This is a genomic window from Mucilaginibacter sp., assembly GCF_964263795.1.
GTDB lineage: Bacteria > Bacteroidota > Bacteroidia > Sphingobacteriales > Sphingobacteriaceae > Mucilaginibacter.
Genome location: NZ_CAXVWK010000012.1, coordinates 1 through 19,915, shown reverse-complemented (window position 1 = coordinate 19,915; position 19,915 = coordinate 1). Strand labels below are relative to the sequence as shown.

Here is a 19,915-nt window from a genome sequence, read left to right as displayed (position 1 = left end):
ACAGTGTATAATCAGCAATACGGCCTGTAACAAAAACGGCCAAAGCCGGTCATACGATATATTAAATAATGGACAAAAATACGTTTACAGGATTATTCCTGATCATGCTCATCATGGGCGCCTCGATATACTTTATGAAGCCGGATGCGGCAGCTATAAAGAAAGAGCAGGAAAGGGCCCACCTTGATTCACTTAAAAGAGCGGGCCAGGCAGTACCGGCCGCAGCAAATACCGCTAAGTTTGATTCCGCTAAAAAAGCTACCGTTGTAACCGACTCTGCAATTTTAAAAACGCCATTCGGCGCCGCAACGGCAGGTAAAGAAGAGTTTGTTACCTTAGAGAACAAAGATCTTCGCCTGAAATTGTCAACAAAAGGCGGACGTGTTTTTAGCGCAGAGTTAAAGGAATTTAAAACCTTCGACAAAAAGCCGCTGATCTTGTTCAACGGCGAGGATAACCACTTTGGTTTGAATTTTAGCGCATCTGGTAAAAACATCAATACCGACGAGCTTTACTTTACCCCCAGCACTACTAACCTGGTAGTTGCCGGCGCCGATTCATCATCGGTTACCATGCGTTTAAGCTACAGCCCAACACAATATGTAGATTATATTTATTCGCTTAAGGCTACCGGCTACAAAGTTGGCTTAACCGTTAAACCGGTTGGCCTGGAGCAGGTGCTGGCAAACAACGGTGTAGTAACCGTAAATTGGGCAAGCGAGCCGCTGAAGCAAGAAAAAGATATGAACCTGGAACGCCAGTATTCATCGATATACTACAACAACATCGATGGCGACAATGGCGAAATAGGCGACACAAAAGACGACCAGAAAGTTTTTGCAGAAGGTAAAACGCAATGGTTATCGTTCAAACAACATTTCTTTTCGTCGGTACTTATCAGTAAAGAAGGATTTACCAAAGCCAATTTATCTGTTGCGCATGATACCAGCGAGCACCAGGTTATAAAACATATGAAAGCCAGTATGGTTCTGGCCCGCAGTGCCGATGGCAGCTACCCGCTTACCTTTTACTATGGCCCTAACAAATACAATTTATTAAAAGATCAGGGTTACGATCTGCAAAAGCAGATAGGCATGGGCTGGGGACCTTTAAAGTATATTAATCGTTTTGCCGTATTGCCGGTATTTAACTTTTTGCAGCAGTTCGGCTGGAATTATGGTATCATCATCCTTGCGTTAACCGTTATACTTAAATTGGTATTGTCGCCGCTTACTTATAAGTCATATTTATCTATGGCTAAAATGCGCGTGCTTAAGCCGGAGATGGATGAGATAAAAGGCAAAGTTGGCGAGGATAACCCTACCCTCTTACAGCAGGAATATTTAAAGCTTTATAAAAAAGCCGGTGTAAACCCGCTGGGTGGTTGTTTACCTCTGGTAATCCAGATGCCGATTGTGATCGCGTTCTTCCGCTTTTTCCCAAGTTTATTTGAACTGCGCGGCCAAAGCTTTTTGTGGATGCACGATCTGTCGACTTACGATTCGCTGATCACATTTGCTCCGCTGCCTATCATCGGGTGGACCCACATCAGTTTAATGTGCTTGCTGATGACCATCTCGACGTTAATCTACACTTATTTTAACAACCAGATCTCGGGCGCTACCGGCCAGATGAAGTATATAGGTTACATCACCCCTATCATTTTCTTTGGTGCGCTAAACGGCTATCCGGCAGGTTTGAATTATTACTACTTCCTGGCTAACATGCTTACCTTTTTACAGCAGTACCTGATCAAGTTTATGGTTGATGATAAAAAGATCCATGCCCAGATCCAGGAGAACAAAAAGAAACCTGAAGATCCTAAAAAGAAAAAATCGGGCTTCGGTGCTAAATTAGAAGAAATGATGCGCCAGCAACAACAAGTGCAGGCGAAGAAGAATAATTAATTAGAGATTAATTGCTATTGAAATTAAGAACCCACGGCTATTAGCTGTGGGTTTGTTGTTTTACAGTAAATATCCTCAAAGCTTTACTTTTAAACATTTCAATTTTTTTTCCACATTCTTAACTAAAATAATTAGCAATTAATAATTATATTTGCTTACTATGTATGCAATTGTAGATATCGAGACCACAGGGGGACATGCCAGCGCAAATGGCATTACCGAGATTGCAATATGCATACACGATGGTAAGGGAGTTACCCGCCGTTTCGAAACGCTAGTTAACCCGCAGCGCGATATCCCGGTTTACATTCGCGCTTTAACAGGCATTACTAATGAGATGGTGCAAAAAGCGCCGTTGTTTGAAGATGTTGCACACGAGATCTACCACCTGCTAAAGGGGCAAATCTTTGTAGCTCATAACGTTAACTTCGATTACTCTTTTTTACGATACCACCTTAATGCCGCCGGATACGAACTGAACGCCAATAAACTTTGTACTGTGCGTTTAGGGCGTAAAATTATGCCTGGCCTGTTATCCTATAGTTTGGGCAAACTTTGTTCGCATTTAGGTATAGCCAACAATAGCCGCCACCGTGCCATGGGCGATGCCGAAGCAACCGCTCAATTGTTTAGTTTGTATCTAACTAATGATACGGCTAACCATATAGCCCAGGCGCTTAAGCAAAACTCTAAAGAACAAGTATTGCCGGCCAATTTACCCAAAGCTGATATTGAGGCGCTACCAAATGCGCCTGGCGTTTACTATTTTCACGATCAAAAAGGTAAAGTGGTTTACGTTGGCAAGGCTAAAAATATCCGGAAAAGGGTGTGCAGCCACTTTACAGGCAACAACCCCAACCTGCAAAGGCAGGAGTTTTTAAAAAACATCCACAGGATCAGTCACCAGGTTTGTGGTACCGAGTTGATAGCCTTTGTGCTGGAGGCGGTAGAGATCAAACGCTTGTGGCCAAAATATAACCGTTCGCTTAAGCGTTTCGAGAACACTTTTGGACTGTACGCTTATGAAGATCAGCGCGGCTATTTAAGGCTGGCGGTTGATAAGCACCGCAAACATATGCCGGCTGTTTATGCCTGCAACTCATTGTTAGAAGGTCATAACCTGCTGCTTAAGCTGATTGATACCTTTGCGCTATGCCCTAAGATGTGTTTTATACAAAAAAACGACCAACCTTGCAGCGGCAGCCAGCCGGGAGCATGTGCCTGCGATGGTCACGAACTACCTGACGATTACAACGCTAAAGTTAACGCGGCTATAGATGAACTGAAAAAGGCCCTGCCTACTTTTGCTATACGCGATGAGGGCCGTACAGACGATGAGCACAGCTGCATCCTGATTGAAGAAGGCCGTTTTTATGGCATGGGTTATATTTCGCACTATTACGATGCAGACAATATCCAGGCGCTAAAGAATTACTTAACACCATATCCGGGCAACGACTATATTAAAAACATTGTAACCGGTTATGCCAGCCGCTTCCCCGAGCGGAAGGTGAGTTTTTGTTAAGTAATTGCAGAACTACCTATTGATAAGATGTAGTTTTTTAAGATGATTATCTGCGGTTTGGCAGCGTAATTATCAGCGCTTTTCTACATCTTCAAAGCTTTCCTAACCGGTCAAACTCCTGCTAACTAAAGAAAACAAATCCATTTCCTTCTGGTTAATATATTATCATTTATAATATAAACTATACTTATGGACAGCATCAATCAGCAACAACCTGAAGATAATTTTGAGAACCTGGAAGGTAACGAAGCCTGGAAAAAATTAAAGGAAATGGCCGAAGGCGTAAGCTGCTTTTTTTGCAGTAACATCAAAACCGGCTTGCCGTTTTCTACCCGCCCTATGTCGCCGCAAAAGATAGACGACAATGGCGACCTGTGGTTTTTAAGTGCTAACGACAGCCACAAAAATGCCGAGATAAAAACAGACCCAATGGTACAGTTACTGTTTCAAGGGTCTAAATACTCTGACTTTTTGAATGTGTATGGCATCGCAGAGATCAGCACAGATAAAGAAAAGATCAAAGAATTATGGGAGCCGATCTTAAAAACCTGGTTTACTGAAGGTGTAGACGACCCAAGGATCACCGTTATTAAAGTATCGCCTACAGAAGGTTATTACTGGGATAACAAACACGGTAACGCGGTAGCTTTTGCCAAGCAGTTGGTAGGTGCAGCTATCGGTAAAACCCTTGATGATTCTATCGAAGGTAAATTAAGGCCGTAGTTAGAGATCTGTTCACTAATACTAAAAGAGCCTTGCCTTTAATATGCAAGGCTCTTTCTTTTATCTATTCTTCGGGTTATAATCTCGTCTATATCACCCCCGCCTTTTCTAATTCCAACTGCATTTGCTGTTGCAGGTTTAAAGCCTCAGAACGGGCAGCTTCAGCAAAGTCGGCACCGTTAGAGGCATAAATAATGGAGCGGGAAGCGTTCACGATCAGTCCGCAGTCTTTGGTCATACCATATTTACAAACTTCTTTCAAACTCCCCCCCTGTGCACCTACGCCTGGTACCAGCAAAAAGTTGTCTGGCGCATATTGGCGGATGCTGGTGAACTCGGTACTTTTGGTAGCTCCCACTACAAACATTATCCTATCGGCTCCTGCCCAGGTATTAGCCTTTTTTATTACCTGCTCATATAAGTGGCCACCATCTGTTTCCAAATATTGGAAATCCTTACTACCTATAGATGAGGTTAATGCAAGGATAATCACCCATTTACCATCGTACTTTAAATAGGGTGTAACACTGTCATTACCCATATACGGAGTTACCGTTATCGCATCAAACCCCATACCGGATGCTTCCTCATTAAAAAAAGCTTTAGCGTAGTTATCAGATGTATTGCCAATATCGCCCCTCTTGGCATCAATTATACTAAGGCAATCCTTAGGCAAGTACTCGTAAGTGGCTATCAGGCTTTGAAGCCCTTTAACCCCACGGCTTTCATAAAACGCGGCGTTGGGTTTGTAAGCAATGCAAAGGTCGTGCGTGGCATCGATGATGCGCTTGTTAAACTCAAAGACCGGATCACGATACTGCTTTAAGAATTCGGGGATCTTATCGATATCCGTATCCAGCCCAACACATAAGAAGCTTTTTTTTGATTTGATCTGCTGGATAAGCTGGCTGCGGGATATCATAAGATGGTTGATTTGCCGCAAAAATCTAAAAATTTACATGAATTGCTTATTATTTTTTAATAAATTTGCATTTTAAGATAATTTCACTAAAATTGCATTGTTTTCCCTTGCATTTCTTGCACTAAAGAAACAATTGATCACCAACTTTATTATTTCTAAGATATAGCCTGGGCTTAATTTTTGCATCACAGGGTTACAATACAATTTCTTTTTCAAATTTAAAATTCCTTTTGAACTACATTTCATAACATGTCTGATACCACCGAATTGAACGATAAACTCGTTTCAGAGTTACGCGATATTGCAAAAAGTTTAGGTATTGCAGAAGCAGACGAGCTTAGAAAAGCCTCGCTTATTGCCGCAATTGTTGAACAACAACAACTTATAGAAGCCGCCCGTAACCAACAAGATTCTGTTAATAATAATTACACCGAAAAAGCTGCAGATGCAGCGCCTGTTGCCAATGCACCTGTTGCCGATAATAGTGACAAAACCCGCAAAAGAACCCGCTCTGTAAAAACAAAGGACCAGCCACGTGTTGAGGTACCTTTAAATGACACCAACCGGTTTGAACAGGAACAAGACCAGCAGGAAGAGTTGCAAAACAACCCTCCCGATAATTTTGCCACCCAACCGGTAGCTGCTGCACCGCAGGCTAATGAAGAAAACCAGCCTGAAAGAACCGAGCAAGCCGACCAGCCTGCTGCAACAGAAGTTCGACCGCAAAAATTCGACCGCCGCGCTAATGGCCAGCAAAAAGCCCAGGAAGCGGTTAACCTTGATTTTGATAACGTTATTGTAAACGAGGGTGTATTAGAGATAATGCCTGATGGTTACGGTTTTCTGCGCTCGTCTGATTATAACTATTTAACCTCGCCGGATGATATTTACGTATCGCAAAGCCAGATAAAATTATTCGGCTTAAAAACCGGTGATACAGTACGCGGCAGTATCCGCCCGCCAAAAGAAGGCGAAAAATATTTCCCTTTGGTACGCGTGGAAGCTATCAACGGCCGCATACCGGCAGAAGTACGCGATCGTGTACCGTTTGACCACTTAACGCCGCTTTTCCCGTCAGAAAAGTTAAGCTTGTTTACTGATGCAGGTAATTACAGCACCCGTATTATGGACCTGTTCTCGCCCATTGGTAAGGGCCAGCGCGGCTTGATCGTGGCACAGCCTAAAACAGGTAAAACCATGTTACTGAAGGATGTGGCAAACGCGATCGCGAAAAATCACCCGGAGGTTTACCTGATCATCTTATTGATTGATGAGCGCCCTGAAGAGGTTACCGATATGGCACGCAGTGTACGCGCCGAAGTAGTATCATCAACGTTTGATGAGCCTGCAGAGCGCCATGTAAAAATTGCCAACATTGTTTTGGAGAAAGCTAAACGCATGGTAGAGTGTGGGCATGATGTAGTTATATTGCTTGATTCCATTACCCGCCTTGCACGTGCCTATAACACAGTTGCACCGGCATCAGGTAAGATCTTATCAGGTGGTGTGGATGCCAACGCGCTGCACAAACCGAAACGCTTTTTTGGTGCGGCCCGTAACATTGAAGATGGCGGCTCATTAACCATTATTGCTACAGCATTAACAGAGACCGGATCTAAGATGGATGAAGTGATCTTTGAAGAATTTAAAGGTACCGGTAATATGGAGTTGCAATTGGATAGGAAATTATCTAATAAACGCATCTTCCCGGCTATTGATATTACTGCATCAAGCACCCGCCGTGACGACCTGTTGCTTGACCGCGACACCCTACAACGTATCTGGATTTTACGTAACCACCTGGCCGATATGAACTCGCAGGAATCGATGGAATTTTTACAGGCACAAATACGTGGCACTAAAACCAACGAGGAATTCCTGATATCGATGAATTCATAATATATTTATGCAAGCGGAGTTATAATTTAGCACAATGTTAATTTATAACTTCGTGCATTTTGATAAAATTATGATACCTTCATAACACGATGAAGAGACGGGTAAAAAAACATCTTCCAAACGCCATTACATGTGCTAATTTGTTCAGCGGATGTATTGGTATTGTTTTTACTTTTCAGGATAACCTTGTCTTTGCATCATACGCCATTTTTCTGGCAGCAATATTCGATTTTTTTGATGGATTTGCTTCCCGTGTACTCCAGTCATTTTCCGGAATAGGTAAGGATCTGGATTCGCTTGCTGATATGGTGAGCTTTGGCGTACTGCCATCAGCCATTATGTATGAGTTGCTGCTGCAGGGCCCGCAAATAAATCATGTAAGTGAGTACCTTAACTTTATCGCGTTTTTAATACCGGTATTTTCGGCATTAAGGCTGGCTAAATTCAACAATGATACCAGGCAAGCCGAAAGCTTTATTGGCCTGCCCACACCTGCAAACGCCATCCTTATCGCTTCTATCCCGCTTATACTGGAACAATACTCGGGCATTGCCCGCTATATCATGAACCCTTACGGCTTGTCGTGCTTTGTATTACTGATGTGTATTATGCTGGTTGCCGAGATTCCGCTAATGTCTTTAAAATTCAAGAACCGCGATTTCAATAAAAATATTTTTAGGTATTTATTACTGCTGTTTTCGGCAATACTCATTCTATTTTTTAAATTTGCCGCAGTTCCGGTGGTTATTGTAATGTATATCACCTTATCTTTAATTCAACTAAAATTAACAAATGACAAAGTTCCTGGCTGAAATTGATGTAATGCCTAAAAAAGAAATTCTTGACCCCCAGGGTAAGGCGGTTACCGGTAGCATGAAAAACCTTGGCTTGTCAGAAATCCAAAATATCCGTATCGGTAAACACATTACTTTAGAGATTGAGGCCGATAGTGCAGAAACCGCAAGCGACAAGGTTGACCAGGCTTGTAAAAACCTGTTAGCCAATTTGATCATGGAAAGCTATAGTTTTAAACTGGAGCAAATTTAAAATTAATATCAGTTCCAACCAAGATATTAAATAGAAAAGGCAACCAATGGTTGCCTTTTCTATTTATGGTTTTAAGCTTTTTGCTTCTGCTGTTGAACTTTAAAGGTTTGCTTCTTTTTCAGCTTTGATCTTTTGCAGTTCGGTAAGGTTAGCGGTAACTATCCTGTTCACTTCATCAAATTTAGTGCTGATATCGGCTGGGTTTTCGCCGCCCGCCTTGCAGAGCAGTTCAACTTCCTGAATGTTGGCCTGGCTTAAAGGCATACCAAAAAAGCCCAAATTAGGTTTAAGTTTATGCGATGCCGAGGCTGCTGTAGACCAGTCGTGGGCTGCTATGGCACTGGTAATTGTTTCAAGCAGCTGCGGGGTTTGTTCTAAAAACATCCCAATAGAATCTACAATAAATTCGTCACTGCCGTCCGCAATCTCGTAAAGGAATGCGAGGTCCAGGTCCTGGTTAGGTAATAAGTCTGACATCTTAAAGGTTTATCGTTCAAAATTATAACTTTTTTACAATCAAGTCGTCTTTAAGTTCGCTTTTCAATTGCAAAATCGTCTTTTTTAATACAGGATGTTGCAAATCGGGAGCTAATTCTCCTAAAGGCTCTAAAGTAAACCTGCGGTTATGTAATTGAGGGTGTGGCACTACTAAGCCAGGCTCATCTATAACGTCGTCACCATAAAACAAAATATCTATATCAATAATGCGCGCGCCCCATTTAACTTCACGGGTACGGCCCATAGCCAGCTCAATGGCAAGCACTTTATTAAGCACGCTGCGTGCAGGGAGGTTGGTTTGTAATACTATTACCTGGTTGATGTAGTCGGGTTCGTCAGTTTTGCCCCATGATTGGGTTTCATAAAGGCTTGATTTAGCTGTCACCATCCCTACCCCGTTAGCAATAAGTTCGGTCGCCTTGTTCAGCGTTTCGGCCCTGTTGCCCAGGTTACTTCCTAAAAGCAAAAAAACCTTAATCATGTTGTAACAAATATTATGGATGAGGCTCTTAACATTATCCCATGTGTAATTACTAAGTTTGCATATATAAAAGATTTATAATAGTTAATGAAACAATTCTTCAAATTTGTGCTGGCTACCATTGTTGGTATTATCATAGCAAGCCTTATCCCTATTTTTTTTATTGCAGGTATTGTTTCTTTAGCCAGCAGCGATAAAGCTGTTGAAGTTGACGCTAATTCGCTGCTGCACATTAAAATAAACTATGCAATAAACGAGCGTACAGCCAATAACCCTTTTGCAGGTTTAGGCTTCTTAGGCATCGACGGTGAAAAAGCTGTAGGCCTTAACGATATCATTGCTTCTATCAAAAAAGCAAAACGCGACGATAACATCAAGGGCATATTTTTAGATGAAAGCTACATGATGAGCGGCCAGGCAACTACTGAGGAGATCCGCAATGCGCTGATCGATTTTAAACGGTCGGGCAAGTTTGTAGTGGCATACGCAGAGATTTATACCCAGGGCTTTTATTACCTGGCATCTGCTGCCGATAAGGTTTACATAAATCCTAAAGGGATTTTTGAGTTCCGTGGATTTAGCTCGGAGATCACCTTCCTGAAAGGGGCATTAGACAAGCTGGGCATCGAAGCGCAGATCATTAAAGTGGGTACTTATAAAAGTGCAGTAGAGCCGTTAATTCTGACTAAAATGAGCGATGCTAACCGTTTACAGGTAACATCGTATTTAGGATCTCTTTACGGCCATTTTTTAACCGGTATAGGTAAAGCCCGTAACGTGAACAGGGATAGCCTTTTTGCACTTGCCAATAACGGAACCATTCAGGAGCCTGAGGATGCACTGAAATACAAACTGGTTGACGGACTAAAATATAAGGATGAGATACTGGCCGACCTGAAACAACGCACGGGTATAGATGAAAAAAAAGACCTGCACAATGTTGAACTGGCCGATTATATAAAAAGCGACGCTAAAACAGATAATAATGATGCAGCTTCATCCAAAAACCGCATTGCGGTAGTTTACGCATCGGGCGAAATAAACGGCGGCGATGGCGACGACAATAGCATTGGCTCAGAAACCATCTCCAGGGCTATTCGTAAAGTGCGCCTGGATGACAAGGTTAAAGCTGTTGTATTGCGCGTAAATTCGCCGGGCGGCAGTTCACTTGCATCAGATGTGATCTGGCGCGAAGTTGTGCTTACTAAAAAAGTTAAACCGATCATCGTTTCAATGGGCGATGTTGCAGCATCCGGCGGATATTATATTGCCTGCGGTGCCGATTCAATCATTGCCGAACCAAACACCATTACCGGCTCTATCGGGATATTTGCGGTATTGCCTAACCTGCAAAAGATGTTCAACGATAAATTGGGCGTTACCTTCGACGGTGTTAAAACAGGCAAATTTGCAGATCTGGGCGACGTAAGCCGTCCGCTAACACCCGAAGAAAGGGCCATCCTGCAGAAAAGTGTAGACCACGGTTACGATAGCTTTACAAAAGCAGTTGCCCTGGGCCGTGGCAAAACCCAGGCTTACATCAACAGTATTGGGCAGGGCCGCGTATGGACAGGAGAGCAAGCCTTGAAGATAGGCCTGGTAGACAGGCTGGGCAATATCAATGATGCAGTGAAATCGGCCGCGAAAAAAGCTAATCTTAAAGATTATAAACTGATTACCTACCCCGAGCAAAAAAGCATTCTTAATAAATTCGGCGAAGGCTTAAGTTCTAAAGTAAAAGCCCATTTTGTGCAATCAGAATTGGGCGATAATTACCGCTATTATGAACAGATAAAAGGCGTAACTAAAATGATGCGCACCCCGCAGGCGCGTATGCCTTACGATATTGTCATAAAATAATTTGTGAAATCTTACTATGAAAGCCACCTGCGTAGGTGGCTTTTTAGTTAAATTAGCCATAATAAAAGTAATGAATGACTAACAACGATAGACTTGAACTACTGAAACAAACTTTAGAGATGCTGGCTGGCATTAAAAGTGTTAATAATGATGAGCAAATAGCATACGATCTTTCAGAAATTGAAGGTGACAACTATACATTTTTACATCCCGTAAACTTGTTACCAGTAAATTATGATTTCAAAGTATTTGATTCAGAATTAATTGCTCGCATTGCCGCTTTGAGACGAGAGGTTGACAGTTTACCTAAAAATTTATGGAACGTTTCAGAATACAGGCATAGCACAGAATGGAACTCCATTAAGTCGGAAGCTGATTCCCTTCTAAAGAAAATCAGTTGATTGTTTTAATTAAGTCGTACCAATCCTATACACCTAAAACTTACCAAACTTAAAGTTGTTCAACCTATACATAGCGTTGGAGTCTTTTGTATTTTTACGGCCAAACCATTTTATGGAAAATAAACCCATAGCACGCTCGCTTCGTTTACTATCGCAGTTGATGGAATTGCACGAGGTAAATCCATTCAAGATTAAATCAATAGCTAATGCCGCATTTAAGGTAGATAAGCTGCCTTACCCTCTTGCAGGTAAATCTGTAGCAGAACTGGAAAAGATAGATGGTATCGGTAAAAGCATGGCATCAAAAATTGCCGAGCTGATGGAAACCGGCACCATGACCGACCTGGAAGATATGCTTGCCCAAACCCCTGAAGGTATTGTAGAGATGATGGGCATTAAAGGTATTGGTGCAAAAAAAGTGGCCATCATCTGGAAAGACCTTGGCATTGAAAACGTAGGCGAACTATACTATGCCTGTAACGAGAACCGCCTTGTTGAAGCGAAAGGCTTCGGTTTAAAAACGCAGGAAGAGATCAAAAAAGTGATCGAATTCCGGATGGCGGGTAACGGCAAATTCCTGTATGCGCAGGTAGAAGCTGAAGCTTATCAGCTAATGGACGAGATAAAAGGCATTTTCCCGGAAGCATTAAAACATTTTGCGGGTGAGTTTCGCCGGCTGAACGAGATCATCAGCGAATTGGTTATTGTAATTGGCAGCCTAAATCAGCAGATTGCGTTCGATGCACTGGCAAAATCAGATCTGCTTCAAAATGTAACCTTGAACGGTACGCATATCAACGGCGAATTATCCAACGGTTTGCTGGTTGATATCATATGCGTTGATAAGGCAGACTATTACGAGCAGCTTTTTATAAGCACCGGCAACGATGATCATGTTGAAAGTGTTTTACAACGTATTACTGACGGGCTGGAACAACCCGGTAGTGAAGAATTGATTTATGAAAAAGCCGGACTGCAGTGGATGCAGCCTGAATTACGAGAGGGAGACACTTTTATTCAGATGGCTAATGACAATGAGCTGCCAACGCTCATTACCTGGAATGATATCAAGGGCACGTTACACAACCATAGCACCTGGAGTGACGGCGTAAACACGCTGGAAGAAATGGCCCTGTTTTGCCGGGACGAACTGAACCTGGAATACCTGGGTATGTGCGATCACAGCAAAAGCGCCTTTTACGCAAAAGGTTTAAGTATTGAACGGGTGCTGCAACAGCAGGAAGAGATTGACCACCTGAACAAAAAGCTGGACGGTTTTCATATTTTCAAAGGAATTGAATCGGATATCTTAAATGATGGTTCGCTCGATTATCCGGAAGAAATATTACAGCGGTTTGATTTTATTGTAGCATCTGTACACTCCAACCTAAAAATGCAGGAAAATAAAGCCACTGAGCGCCTCATTAAAGCAATAGAAAACCCATACACTACCATTTTAGGCCACCCTACCGGCAGGCTGCTACTAAGCCGTAAGGGTTATAGTATCGATTACAAAAAAGTAATAGATGCTTGCGCTGCCAATAAAGTAGTGATCGAAATAAACGCTAATCCGGTACGGTTAGACCTCGACTGGCGTTGGCACCAGTATGCGCTTAGCAAGGACGTGATGCTTTCTATAAATCCCGATGCCCACAGAACCAGCGGTTTCAGAGATATGAAGTTTGGTGTAAACGTTACCCGCAAAGGCGGCCTCACTAAAGAGATGTGTTTAAATGCATTATCTTTAGCTGAAATTACTAAAGTGTTTGAACTAAAAAAGCCCAAAAAACTGGCTTAAACTACATTTGTTAAATGATAATTGACGAGTTAAAGGAACATCAGCAACTTATACAAAAGGTGATAGATACGCTTAGCGGCGATATTGAGCACGCATGCAAGCTGATGACTGATACGATAAACAGCGGCAATAAGGTATTGATTGCCGGTAATGGCGGTAGTGCTGCAGATGCGCAGCACATAGCTGCCGAGTTAAGCGGTAGGTTTGTAAAGGAGCGAAAAGCCCTGCCGGGAATAGCTTTAACAGTTGATACATCCGCACTTACGGCAATTGCTAACGATTATGGTTACAATCATGTATTCTCGCGGCAGGTAGAGGCTTTTGCAAGGCCGGGTGATCTGTTTATCGGCATATCAACCAGCGGCAACAGCCAGGGCATCCTCAACGCTTTTGAAAGCGCCACTATTTTGGGCTGTAAAACATTAGGCTTAAGCGGCAGGGACGGTGGCAAAATGAACGGTATTTGTAACTTTAACGTTGTAGTACCATCTGATGTTACCGCCCGGATACAGGAAATGCATATTCTTATTGGCCATATCATGTGTAAGGCAGTAGATGATCTTTTCAATTAAATGCCCATGCTAAGCCTTGAACAAACCCTATTAGCCAAAATTACAGATCTGCCCACGCTGATTAATAAAATTAACGGCTGGAAAAATGATAATAAAAAAATCGTGTTCACCAACGGCGTGTTCGATCTGCTTCATTTAGGGCATATCACTTATATGGCAAAGGCGGCTGAAATGGGCGATAAATTGGTTATTGGCCTGAATTCCGATGCGTCGGTAAAACGGTTGAAGGGCGAAAACAGGCCTGTTAACGATCAAAATAACCGCGCCGCGCTGCTTGCAGCTATGTTTTTTATTGATGCGATTGTAGTTTTTGAAGATGATACCCCTTTGAAACTTATTACCAAATTAATGCCGGATGTATTGGTAAAAGGTGCCGACTACAGCATTGAAAATATTGCCGGTGCAAAGGAAGTGCTGGCCAATGGCGGCGAAGTAAAAACTATTACCCTTGTAGATGGGCACTCGTCGACAAATATCATCAATAAGATAAAAGCACAGGTAAATTAAAGAGAAGAAGCTTAAAGATCAGCCATTAATTGATATTTTGCAAAATTAATCGGTATTCATTTATTCAATAAAACACTATTTTGAAGATCCTGGTTATCCGGTTTAGCTCGATGGGGGATATAATTTATACCACTCCTGTTGTGCGCTGCCTTAAAAAGCAATTGCCAGGTGCCGAAGTACACTTTATAACCAAGCCCGCATTTAAATATATTTACGACAATAACCCATACGTAGATAAATTGCTGCTGTTAAAAACCTCACTGTCAGAAACCATTGCAGAGATAAACGCCGAAGAGTACGACTATATAATTGATTTGCACAATAATCTCCGTACCTCAATTATTAAACTGCGAACGGGTATCAAAGCGTACACGTATAAAAAAAGTACCATCCTTAAATGGCTCAGCCTGAAGTTTAAACTAAAGCTTGCTCCGCCTACGCACCTGGTAGATCGTTACATGAATACGGTTAAGCCTTTAGGTGTGAGCAACGACGGGGAGCCAATTGATTACTATATTAAAGCAGAGCACCGGCTGGATGATTTGCTGCCAGCATCCCATCAAAACGGCTATGTGGCGTTTGTAATTGGTGCCACGCATTTTACTAAACGGATGCCCAATACCAAAATCTTCAGCATCTGCAATAAAATCACACAGCCTGTTGTGTTATTAGGCGGTCCTGATGTTCAGGTAAACGGAGATGAGATTGCTGCTGCCCTGGGCGCAAATGTTTACAATGCCTGTGGTAAAACCTCGCTGGACCAATCGGTATATCTGGTATCGCAATCGCGGGCCGTTATAGGTTTCGATACCGGACTTACACATATTGCCGAAGCATTCAATAAGCCGATCGTATCCGTTTGGGGCGGTACCGTGCCGGAATTGCTGGGTGTACAACCGTACATGGTTAAAGATGTGCTGGTAGCCGGCATTGACCTAAGCTGTCGCCCCTGCTCTAAATTTGGGTTGGAGAAATGCCCGCTTGGCCATTTTAAATGCATGTACAACATCCCCGAAGAACCTATAGCCGCATTTGTAAACAATCGCGTCGCCTCCCGGTTATAAAATCATGAAAACCTTATTACTTGTACGCCACGCCAACGCTTTGCATGAATCTGACAAGGGCGATTTTGAACGCCGCCTGAGCCCTACAGGCTTTGCCGAGGCTAATCAAATGGCTGATAAAGTAAAGCATGCAAATCGCGTTCCACAGTTGATCATCAGCAGTTCGGCAATAAGGGCCAACATCACGGCTACAATTTTTGCAGACGCCTTTGGTTTGGATAAGCCGCGGAACGATGCCGCCATTTATGAGGGTAACGATAAAAAGCTGCTTAGCATCATCAATAAATTCCCCGATAATTTCGACAACATCGCCCTGGTTGGTCACAACCCGGATATCAGTAACCTGCTTTTTTTACTTACAGGCCAGTATCGCGATGTGCCCACTGCTACCGTTGCTGCGATCAGTTTTGAATTTGACGAATGGGAAGCGATCAGCGCTAATACCGGCACGCTGGATTGGTACGAAACACCCGGCTAATTAATTGATACAATAGGCCTTGCCTGGCAACGAACGGATAAAGCCCTGCAACTCCATGTCCAACAATGTCATAGCCAACTGGCTTACCGGCATATTTGCTTTGATAGACAGGTCATCAATGGCCAATGGCGCTTTGTGCTGCTGAATGATGTCATAAATTGCTTTCTCGGGTGTCGAGAGGTCTATTGGCAGCATTAATTGCTCTGGTGCCGGCTTCAAATCACTATTCTTTTCCCACCCGAGGCTGTACGCCAAATCGGCAACGCAGGTTAACAGTGATGCCTTATTATTCCGGATCAGGAAATTGCACCCCTCAGAGTACTCATCACCCAATCTGCCCGGGAATGCAAATACATCTCGATTGTAAGAATTAGCTATCTCGGCTGTAATGAGCGCGCCACCCTTTAAGCCGGCCTCAACCACAACGGTAGCATCAGCCATGCCGGCAACAATACGGTTACGTGCCGGGAAATTCTCCCGGTTAGGGATGGTGCCTGATGGATACTCGGTAAGTAAACCGCCATTCTCCAGCATTTTTTGAGCCAGCCCACGGTTTTGACTTGGGTACATCTTATCATAGCCGTGCCCTAATACGCCAACGGTAGGCACATTATGATTAAGGCTTTCACGGTGGGCAGCAGTATCTATACCTAAAGCCAATCCGCTAATGATAATAATATTATACTCCTGCAATTCTTCTATCAGTTGCTTGCATAAATTGCGGCCGTAATCGGTTGCATTACGGGTGCCCACAATGCTCACTACCCGGTGCGTATTTAAATTAGCACCGCCTTTGGCATACAGCAACAACGGCGAATCATGGCAATTCTTTAACCGTTTAGGGTAACGGGCATCGGTAAAGTACAATACGTCGATGTCGTTTTTTTCAATAAAAGTAAGTTCAGCTTCGGCCTTTTTGAGTGCCTGGTCAAAGTCGGCCAGTTCTAATCTTTTCTCTCCCAAACCGCGTGCCTGCGCCAACACGTCTTTAGAATGGCGGAAGATGGCTTCCTCTCCCCCAAAATGGCTGATCATAGATTTAGCCAGCACAGGCCCTATCTTATGCACGAAGGTTAACGCAAGTTGGTGATGTATCGACATGATTTTGTTAGGCCTAAAATATAAATAATCCTAAAATTATTAGCAATGCAAGTTGAAATTGTTGCGATAGGTATAAATAGTTTACGAATCAGTTGCGAAAGACCGCCAGTTAATAACCTTTATGATATATCAATTCTTGATAGTTTAGCGCTCTCGTAAGGAACTACCGTTTTAACTTTAAGAAAACTACAAAAATAGTTTACAAACTATAAAAATAGTTTTACCTTAGCCTAACTATAAAGATAGTTGGCTATGAATATTAAAGAACTCACTAAAGCCGAAGAACAGATCATGCAGATTCTGTGGCAGTTAAAAGAAGCTATTGTAAAAGATATCCTGGAAAAGATCCCCGAGCCTAAACCGGCTTACAATACGGTATCGACTGTGGTACGGGTGCTGGAGGGTAAAGGTTTTATTGATCATAAGGCATACGGAAATTCGCACGTTTATTTCCCGCTCATTAGCGAGGACGTGTATAAAAAGTTCACGTTTGATAAGCTTATGAACAACTATTTTGATAACTCTTATAAAAGCTTGGTATCATTCATTGCCGACGAAAAAAAGCTGGGCCTTAAAGAGTTGGACGAACTGACCGAACTGATCAACAAACTTAAAAATCAAAAGAAATGAACTGGCTGCATTACCTTGCCGAAGCAAATATTTACCTGGGGGTGTTTTATTTGTGCTATTGCCTTTTGCTGACTAACGAAACGCATTACACCCTTAGCCGCATTTATCTTTTGCTTGCCTGCAGCTTATCGTTTGTGTTGCCTGTTACGCAGCTCGGCTTTTTAAAACCCATTGTCCCGGCCATTCAGGAGCAAACACCGGGTTTTGTTAATACCGTCACAACCATTCATATGGCTAAACCGCTACCTGTTTCCAACGAATTTACAGGGCAGGACGCAATGCTTTATGTTTACTTTATCGGTGCAGCTATGGCCTTCGGCATCTTTATGCTTAAGCTGTACAAACTGGTTAAACTATCGCGCAGTAAGAAATCGCAAAAGCGTAATGGATATATCGTGGTGCAGCTGAATAGCGAAAATACGGCATTTAGCTTTTTTAATTATCTGTTCATTGGTAAGGATATGGTACAATCAGGTACTATTATCGCGCATGAACTTGTGCACATCCGTCAGAAACATTCTATTGATATTATGCTGCTGGAGTTGATGAAGGTGATCAGCTGGTTTAATCCTTTTGTTTATCTCGTGCAGCGCAGCCTGAAAACAATTCATGAATATATTGCCGACGAGCGAACTGCCGCCCATGAGCAGGATGCGCTCACTTACTCTTCTTTTTTACTGAACAACGCCTATGGCATTCAAGGTTCAACAATTGCGCATTCATTTTTCAATTATAACCTGTTAAAAAAGAGAATCATTATGTTAAACAAAAACCGATCAGGTAAGTTAGCCAGGCTAAAATACCTCACAGTGTTGCCGCTTTGCGGCGGGATGCTCTGTGCATCTACACTGGCATTTGCTAAAAATTATGGGTGGGTAGATCTAACCCCAAAGCTATCCCCGGCCGCTAAACATTTGGTTAAACGACTTAAAATTGTCGATGGGGCGATAACCGCCTACTCTGACAATGTTGGGGTTAAAGAAAAAAACGGAACCACCAGAAAGTTTACCGTGAACAGTATAAGCAACGCCGACATAGCTTATCTACAAAGAGTTCACCAACTTAACGTAAGTATAGTTGAAGTTGATAGCGCTACACAAAAGGGTAATCCAGCTATAAATTTTCCCGCAGAGCAGCAAAACCCTAACCAACACATGCCGCCGCCGCCACCACCGCCTTATGACCCGGCTTTTGCAAAGCTAATTGAATATGTGGCCAAAAACACCCGATATCCGGCAAAGGCTTTTGAAAAAAAAGTAGATGGATATGTTTTGATAAGCTTGAAATTAAACGCTGCGCATAAAATAACCGATATGAAGGTAGATAAAGGCATCGGCGCCGGCTGTGACGAAGAAGCGATCAGGGCATTAAAAAGCTACAAAAGCAGCATTTCAAAACCCGCTGGCAACTATAAGTTAATGGTCAACTTCATTTTAATCGGTAAAGACGGATCGGCCATACATCAAAATAAACAAATTGATGCAGGCGCCGAAAACAACTACAGCTTTATCGGCCAGATAGATGTTAACGGCTATCTTGCACCGCCGCCACCACCGCCTGCACCGCCTAAGTTTTCTAAAGCTGCGCCTGGGTTGCCAAAAGTTGGGGTAGTGCGCTTTCCGCCACCGGCACCTAAAGCAACCAAATATATACCTGAGCCAAAAATTGAAGTGATACACTTTGCGCCGCCTGCCGGTAACTATGATACCAGTGCAAGCGCAAAAAAGGCTAAAGCAAAAAGATCTGCTAAAATCGGCAGAACACTTTTCCCGAAACCTATAGTTGAGTTTTTGCCTGTTAAAAAGAGCTCAAAAGCTAATGATACAGAACCAAAGGTTGGTGTTATCCGCTCTATGCCTGCGGCTTAATCAGCACTTATCCCTTTACGTAGATAACCTGCTTGGTTTCAAAAAACTCTTCCTCAAAGTAGTCTTTGAGATGATATTGCTGAACGGCTAAACCCGCGTCGGCAATTTCTTGCGTAAGGTCCCCGCCTTTTAAATACAGGATCCCGTTAGGTAATTTATTATTATTCGTCTTGCTAAACTTACCTTTTACCCAGGGGTAAAAATCTTTAAGCTGCGTTACAGCACGCGATACCACAAAATCAAATTTCTCTTTTATATCTTCAGCACGGGCATGGGTACCCTTAACATTCGTGAGGCCCAAAGCCATTGCAACCTCGTTCACCACCTTAATTTTTTTGCCGATAGAATCTACCAGGTGAAAATTCACATCCGGAGATAAAATGGCCAAAGGTACGCCGGGGAAGCCGCCGCCGGTACCTACATCCAATACGCTGGTGCCGGGCGCAAACTCCATCACTTTCGCTATACCCAATGAGTGCAGTACATGGCGCTCGTAAAGCAATTCGATGTCCTTTCGGGAAATTACGTTGATCTGGCTGTTCCACAAAGTGTACAGCTCCTGCAGGCGGGCAAATTGCTCTTGTTGCTGCAAAGTTAAATTCGGGAAATACTTAAGCAGGATATCAGATGTCAT

20 protein-coding genes are annotated in these 19,915 nt (G+C 42.9%); 15 read left to right on the top strand and 5 right to left on the bottom strand.

From position 1 onward, the window contains the following. The first annotated feature begins 68 nt into the window (after positions 1 to 68). The 3 genes from yidC (at position 69) to ACE5CV_RS01120 (ending at position 4,155) form a co-directional block, all read left to right on the top strand. Positions 69 to 1,907 (top strand): membrane protein insertase YidC, encoded by a 1,839-nt coding sequence (gene yidC, locus ACE5CV_RS01130; protein WP_374948309.1) that lies wholly within the window; start codon positions 69 to 71, stop codon positions 1,905 to 1,907. A 160-nt stretch (positions 1,908 to 2,067) separates the two neighbouring features. Further along, on the top strand, positions 2,068 to 3,432 hold the full coding sequence (locus ACE5CV_RS01125; protein WP_374948308.1) for an exonuclease domain-containing protein: 1,365 nt from the start codon (positions 2,068 to 2,070) through the stop codon (positions 3,430 to 3,432). Between the two features lie 189 nt (positions 3,433 to 3,621). Continuing rightward, a complete protein-coding gene (locus ACE5CV_RS01120) occupies positions 3,622 to 4,155 on the top strand; it encodes a pyridoxamine 5'-phosphate oxidase family protein (RefSeq protein ID WP_374948307.1) in 534 nt (177 codons plus the stop codon). A gap of 88 nt (positions 4,156 to 4,243) precedes the next feature. Here the strand turns inward: ACE5CV_RS01120 and pyrF are convergent, their stop codons facing one another. Next, complete coding sequence (gene pyrF, locus ACE5CV_RS01115; protein ID WP_374948320.1) at positions 4,244 to 5,074, bottom strand: orotidine-5'-phosphate decarboxylase; 831 nt, start codon at positions 5,072 to 5,074, stop codon at positions 4,244 to 4,246. Between the two features lie 252 nt (positions 5,075 to 5,326). On the opposite strand from pyrF, the gene rho reads away from it, so the two are divergent. From rho to purS, 3 genes are all read left to right on the top strand, one after another. Next, positions 5,327 to 6,976 (top strand): transcription termination factor Rho, encoded by a 1,650-nt coding sequence (gene rho, locus ACE5CV_RS01110; protein ID WP_374948306.1) that lies wholly within the window; start codon positions 5,327 to 5,329, stop codon positions 6,974 to 6,976. Between the two features lie 89 nt (positions 6,977 to 7,065). Beyond that, positions 7,066 to 7,788, top strand: coding sequence for a CDP-diacylglycerol--serine O-phosphatidyltransferase (gene pssA, locus ACE5CV_RS01105; RefSeq protein ID WP_374948305.1), 723 nt, complete (start codon positions 7,066 to 7,068; stop codon positions 7,786 to 7,788). Continuing rightward, on the top strand, positions 7,769 to 8,023 hold the full coding sequence (gene purS, locus ACE5CV_RS01100) for a phosphoribosylformylglycinamidine synthase subunit PurS (RefSeq protein WP_374948304.1): 255 nt from the start codon (positions 7,769 to 7,771) through the stop codon (positions 8,021 to 8,023). Before pssA ends, purS begins: the two co-directional genes overlap by 20 nt. A 99-nt stretch (positions 8,024 to 8,122) precedes the next feature. On the opposite strand, the gene ACE5CV_RS01095 is transcribed toward purS, so the two are convergent. Together ACE5CV_RS01095 and folK are read right to left on the bottom strand one after the other, a co-directional pair. Further along, a complete protein-coding gene (locus ACE5CV_RS01095) occupies positions 8,123 to 8,500 on the bottom strand; it encodes an Hpt domain-containing protein (RefSeq protein WP_374948303.1) in 378 nt (125 codons plus the stop codon). Between the two features lie 22 nt (positions 8,501 to 8,522). Next, complete coding sequence (folK, locus tag ACE5CV_RS01090) at positions 8,523 to 9,002, bottom strand: 2-amino-4-hydroxy-6-hydroxymethyldihydropteridine diphosphokinase (RefSeq protein WP_374948302.1); 480 nt, start codon at positions 9,000 to 9,002, stop codon at positions 8,523 to 8,525. Positions 9,003 to 9,089: 87 nt separating this feature from the next. Between folK and sppA the strand changes: the two genes are divergently transcribed. The 7 genes from sppA to ACE5CV_RS01055 all read left to right on the top strand — a co-directional run bounded on the left by sppA (position 9,090) and on the right by ACE5CV_RS01055 (position 15,682). Then, positions 9,090 to 10,862: a signal peptide peptidase SppA gene (gene sppA, locus ACE5CV_RS01085; protein ID WP_374948301.1), complete on the top strand. Its 1,773-nt coding sequence runs from the start codon at positions 9,090 to 9,092 to the stop codon at positions 10,860 to 10,862. Between the two features lie 74 nt (positions 10,863 to 10,936). Beyond that, positions 10,937 to 11,263 (top strand): hypothetical protein, encoded by a 327-nt coding sequence (locus ACE5CV_RS01080; protein WP_374948300.1) that lies wholly within the window; start codon positions 10,937 to 10,939, stop codon positions 11,261 to 11,263. Between the two features lie 112 nt (positions 11,264 to 11,375). After that, positions 11,376 to 13,061 carry a helix-hairpin-helix domain-containing protein gene (locus ACE5CV_RS01075; RefSeq protein ID WP_374948299.1) on the top strand — a complete coding sequence of 562 codons (1,686 nt, stop codon included), beginning with the start codon at positions 11,376 to 11,378 and terminating at the stop codon, positions 13,059 to 13,061. Positions 13,062 to 13,075: 14 nt separating this feature from the next. Then, positions 13,076 to 13,633 (top strand): D-sedoheptulose 7-phosphate isomerase, encoded by a 558-nt coding sequence (locus ACE5CV_RS01070; RefSeq protein ID WP_374948298.1) that lies wholly within the window; start codon positions 13,076 to 13,078, stop codon positions 13,631 to 13,633. Positions 13,634 to 13,639: 6 nt separating this feature from the next. Then, positions 13,640 to 14,140 carry a D-glycero-beta-D-manno-heptose 1-phosphate adenylyltransferase gene (gene rfaE2, locus ACE5CV_RS01065; protein WP_374948297.1) on the top strand — a complete coding sequence of 167 codons (501 nt, stop codon included), beginning with the start codon at positions 13,640 to 13,642 and terminating at the stop codon, positions 14,138 to 14,140. 80 nt (positions 14,141 to 14,220) lie between these two features. After that, positions 14,221 to 15,204 (top strand): glycosyltransferase family 9 protein, encoded by a 984-nt coding sequence (locus ACE5CV_RS01060; protein WP_374948296.1) that lies wholly within the window; start codon positions 14,221 to 14,223, stop codon positions 15,202 to 15,204. 4 nt (positions 15,205 to 15,208) lie between these two features. Beyond that, the gene (locus ACE5CV_RS01055) at positions 15,209 to 15,682 is read left to right on the top strand and encodes a histidine phosphatase family protein (RefSeq protein WP_374948295.1); all 474 of its coding nucleotides are present in this window, start codon (positions 15,209 to 15,211) and stop codon (positions 15,680 to 15,682) included. Here ACE5CV_RS01055 and dprA read toward each other — a convergent pair whose 3' ends face one another. Further along, positions 15,683 to 16,783, bottom strand: coding sequence for a DNA-processing protein DprA (gene dprA / locus ACE5CV_RS01050; protein ID WP_374948294.1), 1,101 nt, complete (start codon positions 16,781 to 16,783; stop codon positions 15,683 to 15,685). A 252-nt stretch (positions 16,784 to 17,035) separates the two neighbouring features. On the opposite strand from dprA, the gene ACE5CV_RS01045 reads away from it, so the two are divergent. Both ACE5CV_RS01045 and ACE5CV_RS01040 read left to right on the top strand, forming a co-directional pair. Further along, positions 17,036 to 17,413, top strand: a complete 378-nt coding sequence (locus ACE5CV_RS01045; protein WP_374948293.1) for a BlaI/MecI/CopY family transcriptional regulator — start codon at positions 17,036 to 17,038, stop codon at positions 17,411 to 17,413. After that, positions 17,410 to 19,281 carry a M56 family metallopeptidase gene (locus tag ACE5CV_RS01040; RefSeq protein WP_374948292.1) on the top strand — a complete coding sequence of 624 codons (1,872 nt, stop codon included), beginning with the start codon at positions 17,410 to 17,412 and terminating at the stop codon, positions 19,279 to 19,281. The genes ACE5CV_RS01045 and ACE5CV_RS01040 overlap by 4 nt, the downstream gene beginning before the upstream one ends. Positions 19,282 to 19,288: 7 nt before the next feature. Here the strand turns inward: ACE5CV_RS01040 and rsmG are convergent, their stop codons facing one another. After that, a complete protein-coding gene (rsmG, locus tag ACE5CV_RS01035) occupies positions 19,289 to 19,915 on the bottom strand; it encodes a 16S rRNA (guanine(527)-N(7))-methyltransferase RsmG (RefSeq protein ID WP_374948291.1) in 627 nt (208 codons plus the stop codon).

Bases quoted from the DNA above. Each gene is read 5' to 3' on its own strand.
- yidC (WP_374948309.1), top strand. From the start codon at position 69: ATGGACAAAAATACGTTTACAGGATTATTCCTGATCATGCTCATCATG.
- ACE5CV_RS01040 (WP_374948292.1), top strand. From the start codon at position 17,410: ATGAACTGGCTGCATTACCTTGCCGAAGCAAATATTTACCTGGGGGTG.
- sppA (WP_374948301.1), top strand. From the start codon at position 9,090: ATGAAACAATTCTTCAAATTTGTGCTGGCTACCATTGTTGGTATTATC.
- purS (WP_374948304.1), top strand. From the start codon at position 7,769: ATGACAAAGTTCCTGGCTGAAATTGATGTAATGCCTAAAAAAGAAATT.
- dprA (WP_374948294.1), bottom strand. From the start codon at position 16,783: ATGTCGATACATCACCAACTTGCGTTAACCTTCGTGCATAAGATAGGG.
- ACE5CV_RS01070 (WP_374948298.1), top strand. From the start codon at position 13,076: ATGATAATTGACGAGTTAAAGGAACATCAGCAACTTATACAAAAGGTG.
- ACE5CV_RS01080 (WP_374948300.1), top strand. From the start codon at position 10,937: ATGACTAACAACGATAGACTTGAACTACTGAAACAAACTTTAGAGATG.
- ACE5CV_RS01075 (WP_374948299.1), top strand. From the start codon at position 11,376: ATGGAAAATAAACCCATAGCACGCTCGCTTCGTTTACTATCGCAGTTG.
- ACE5CV_RS01095 (WP_374948303.1), bottom strand. From the start codon at position 8,500: ATGTCAGACTTATTACCTAACCAGGACCTGGACCTCGCATTCCTTTAC.
- pssA (WP_374948305.1), top strand. From the start codon at position 7,066: ATGAAGAGACGGGTAAAAAAACATCTTCCAAACGCCATTACATGTGCT.
- rsmG (WP_374948291.1), bottom strand. From the start codon at position 19,915: ATGACATCTGATATCCTGCTTAAGTATTTCCCGAATTTAACTTTGCAG.
- rho (WP_374948306.1), top strand. From the start codon at position 5,327: ATGTCTGATACCACCGAATTGAACGATAAACTCGTTTCAGAGTTACGC.
- ACE5CV_RS01120 (WP_374948307.1), top strand. From the start codon at position 3,622: ATGGACAGCATCAATCAGCAACAACCTGAAGATAATTTTGAGAACCTG.
- ACE5CV_RS01125 (WP_374948308.1), top strand. From the start codon at position 2,068: ATGTATGCAATTGTAGATATCGAGACCACAGGGGGACATGCCAGCGCA.
- rfaE2 (WP_374948297.1), top strand. From the start codon at position 13,640: ATGCTAAGCCTTGAACAAACCCTATTAGCCAAAATTACAGATCTGCCC.
- folK (WP_374948302.1), bottom strand. From the start codon at position 9,002: ATGATTAAGGTTTTTTTGCTTTTAGGAAGTAACCTGGGCAACAGGGCC.
- ACE5CV_RS01045 (WP_374948293.1), top strand. From the start codon at position 17,036: ATGAATATTAAAGAACTCACTAAAGCCGAAGAACAGATCATGCAGATT.
- ACE5CV_RS01055 (WP_374948295.1), top strand. From the start codon at position 15,209: ATGAAAACCTTATTACTTGTACGCCACGCCAACGCTTTGCATGAATCT.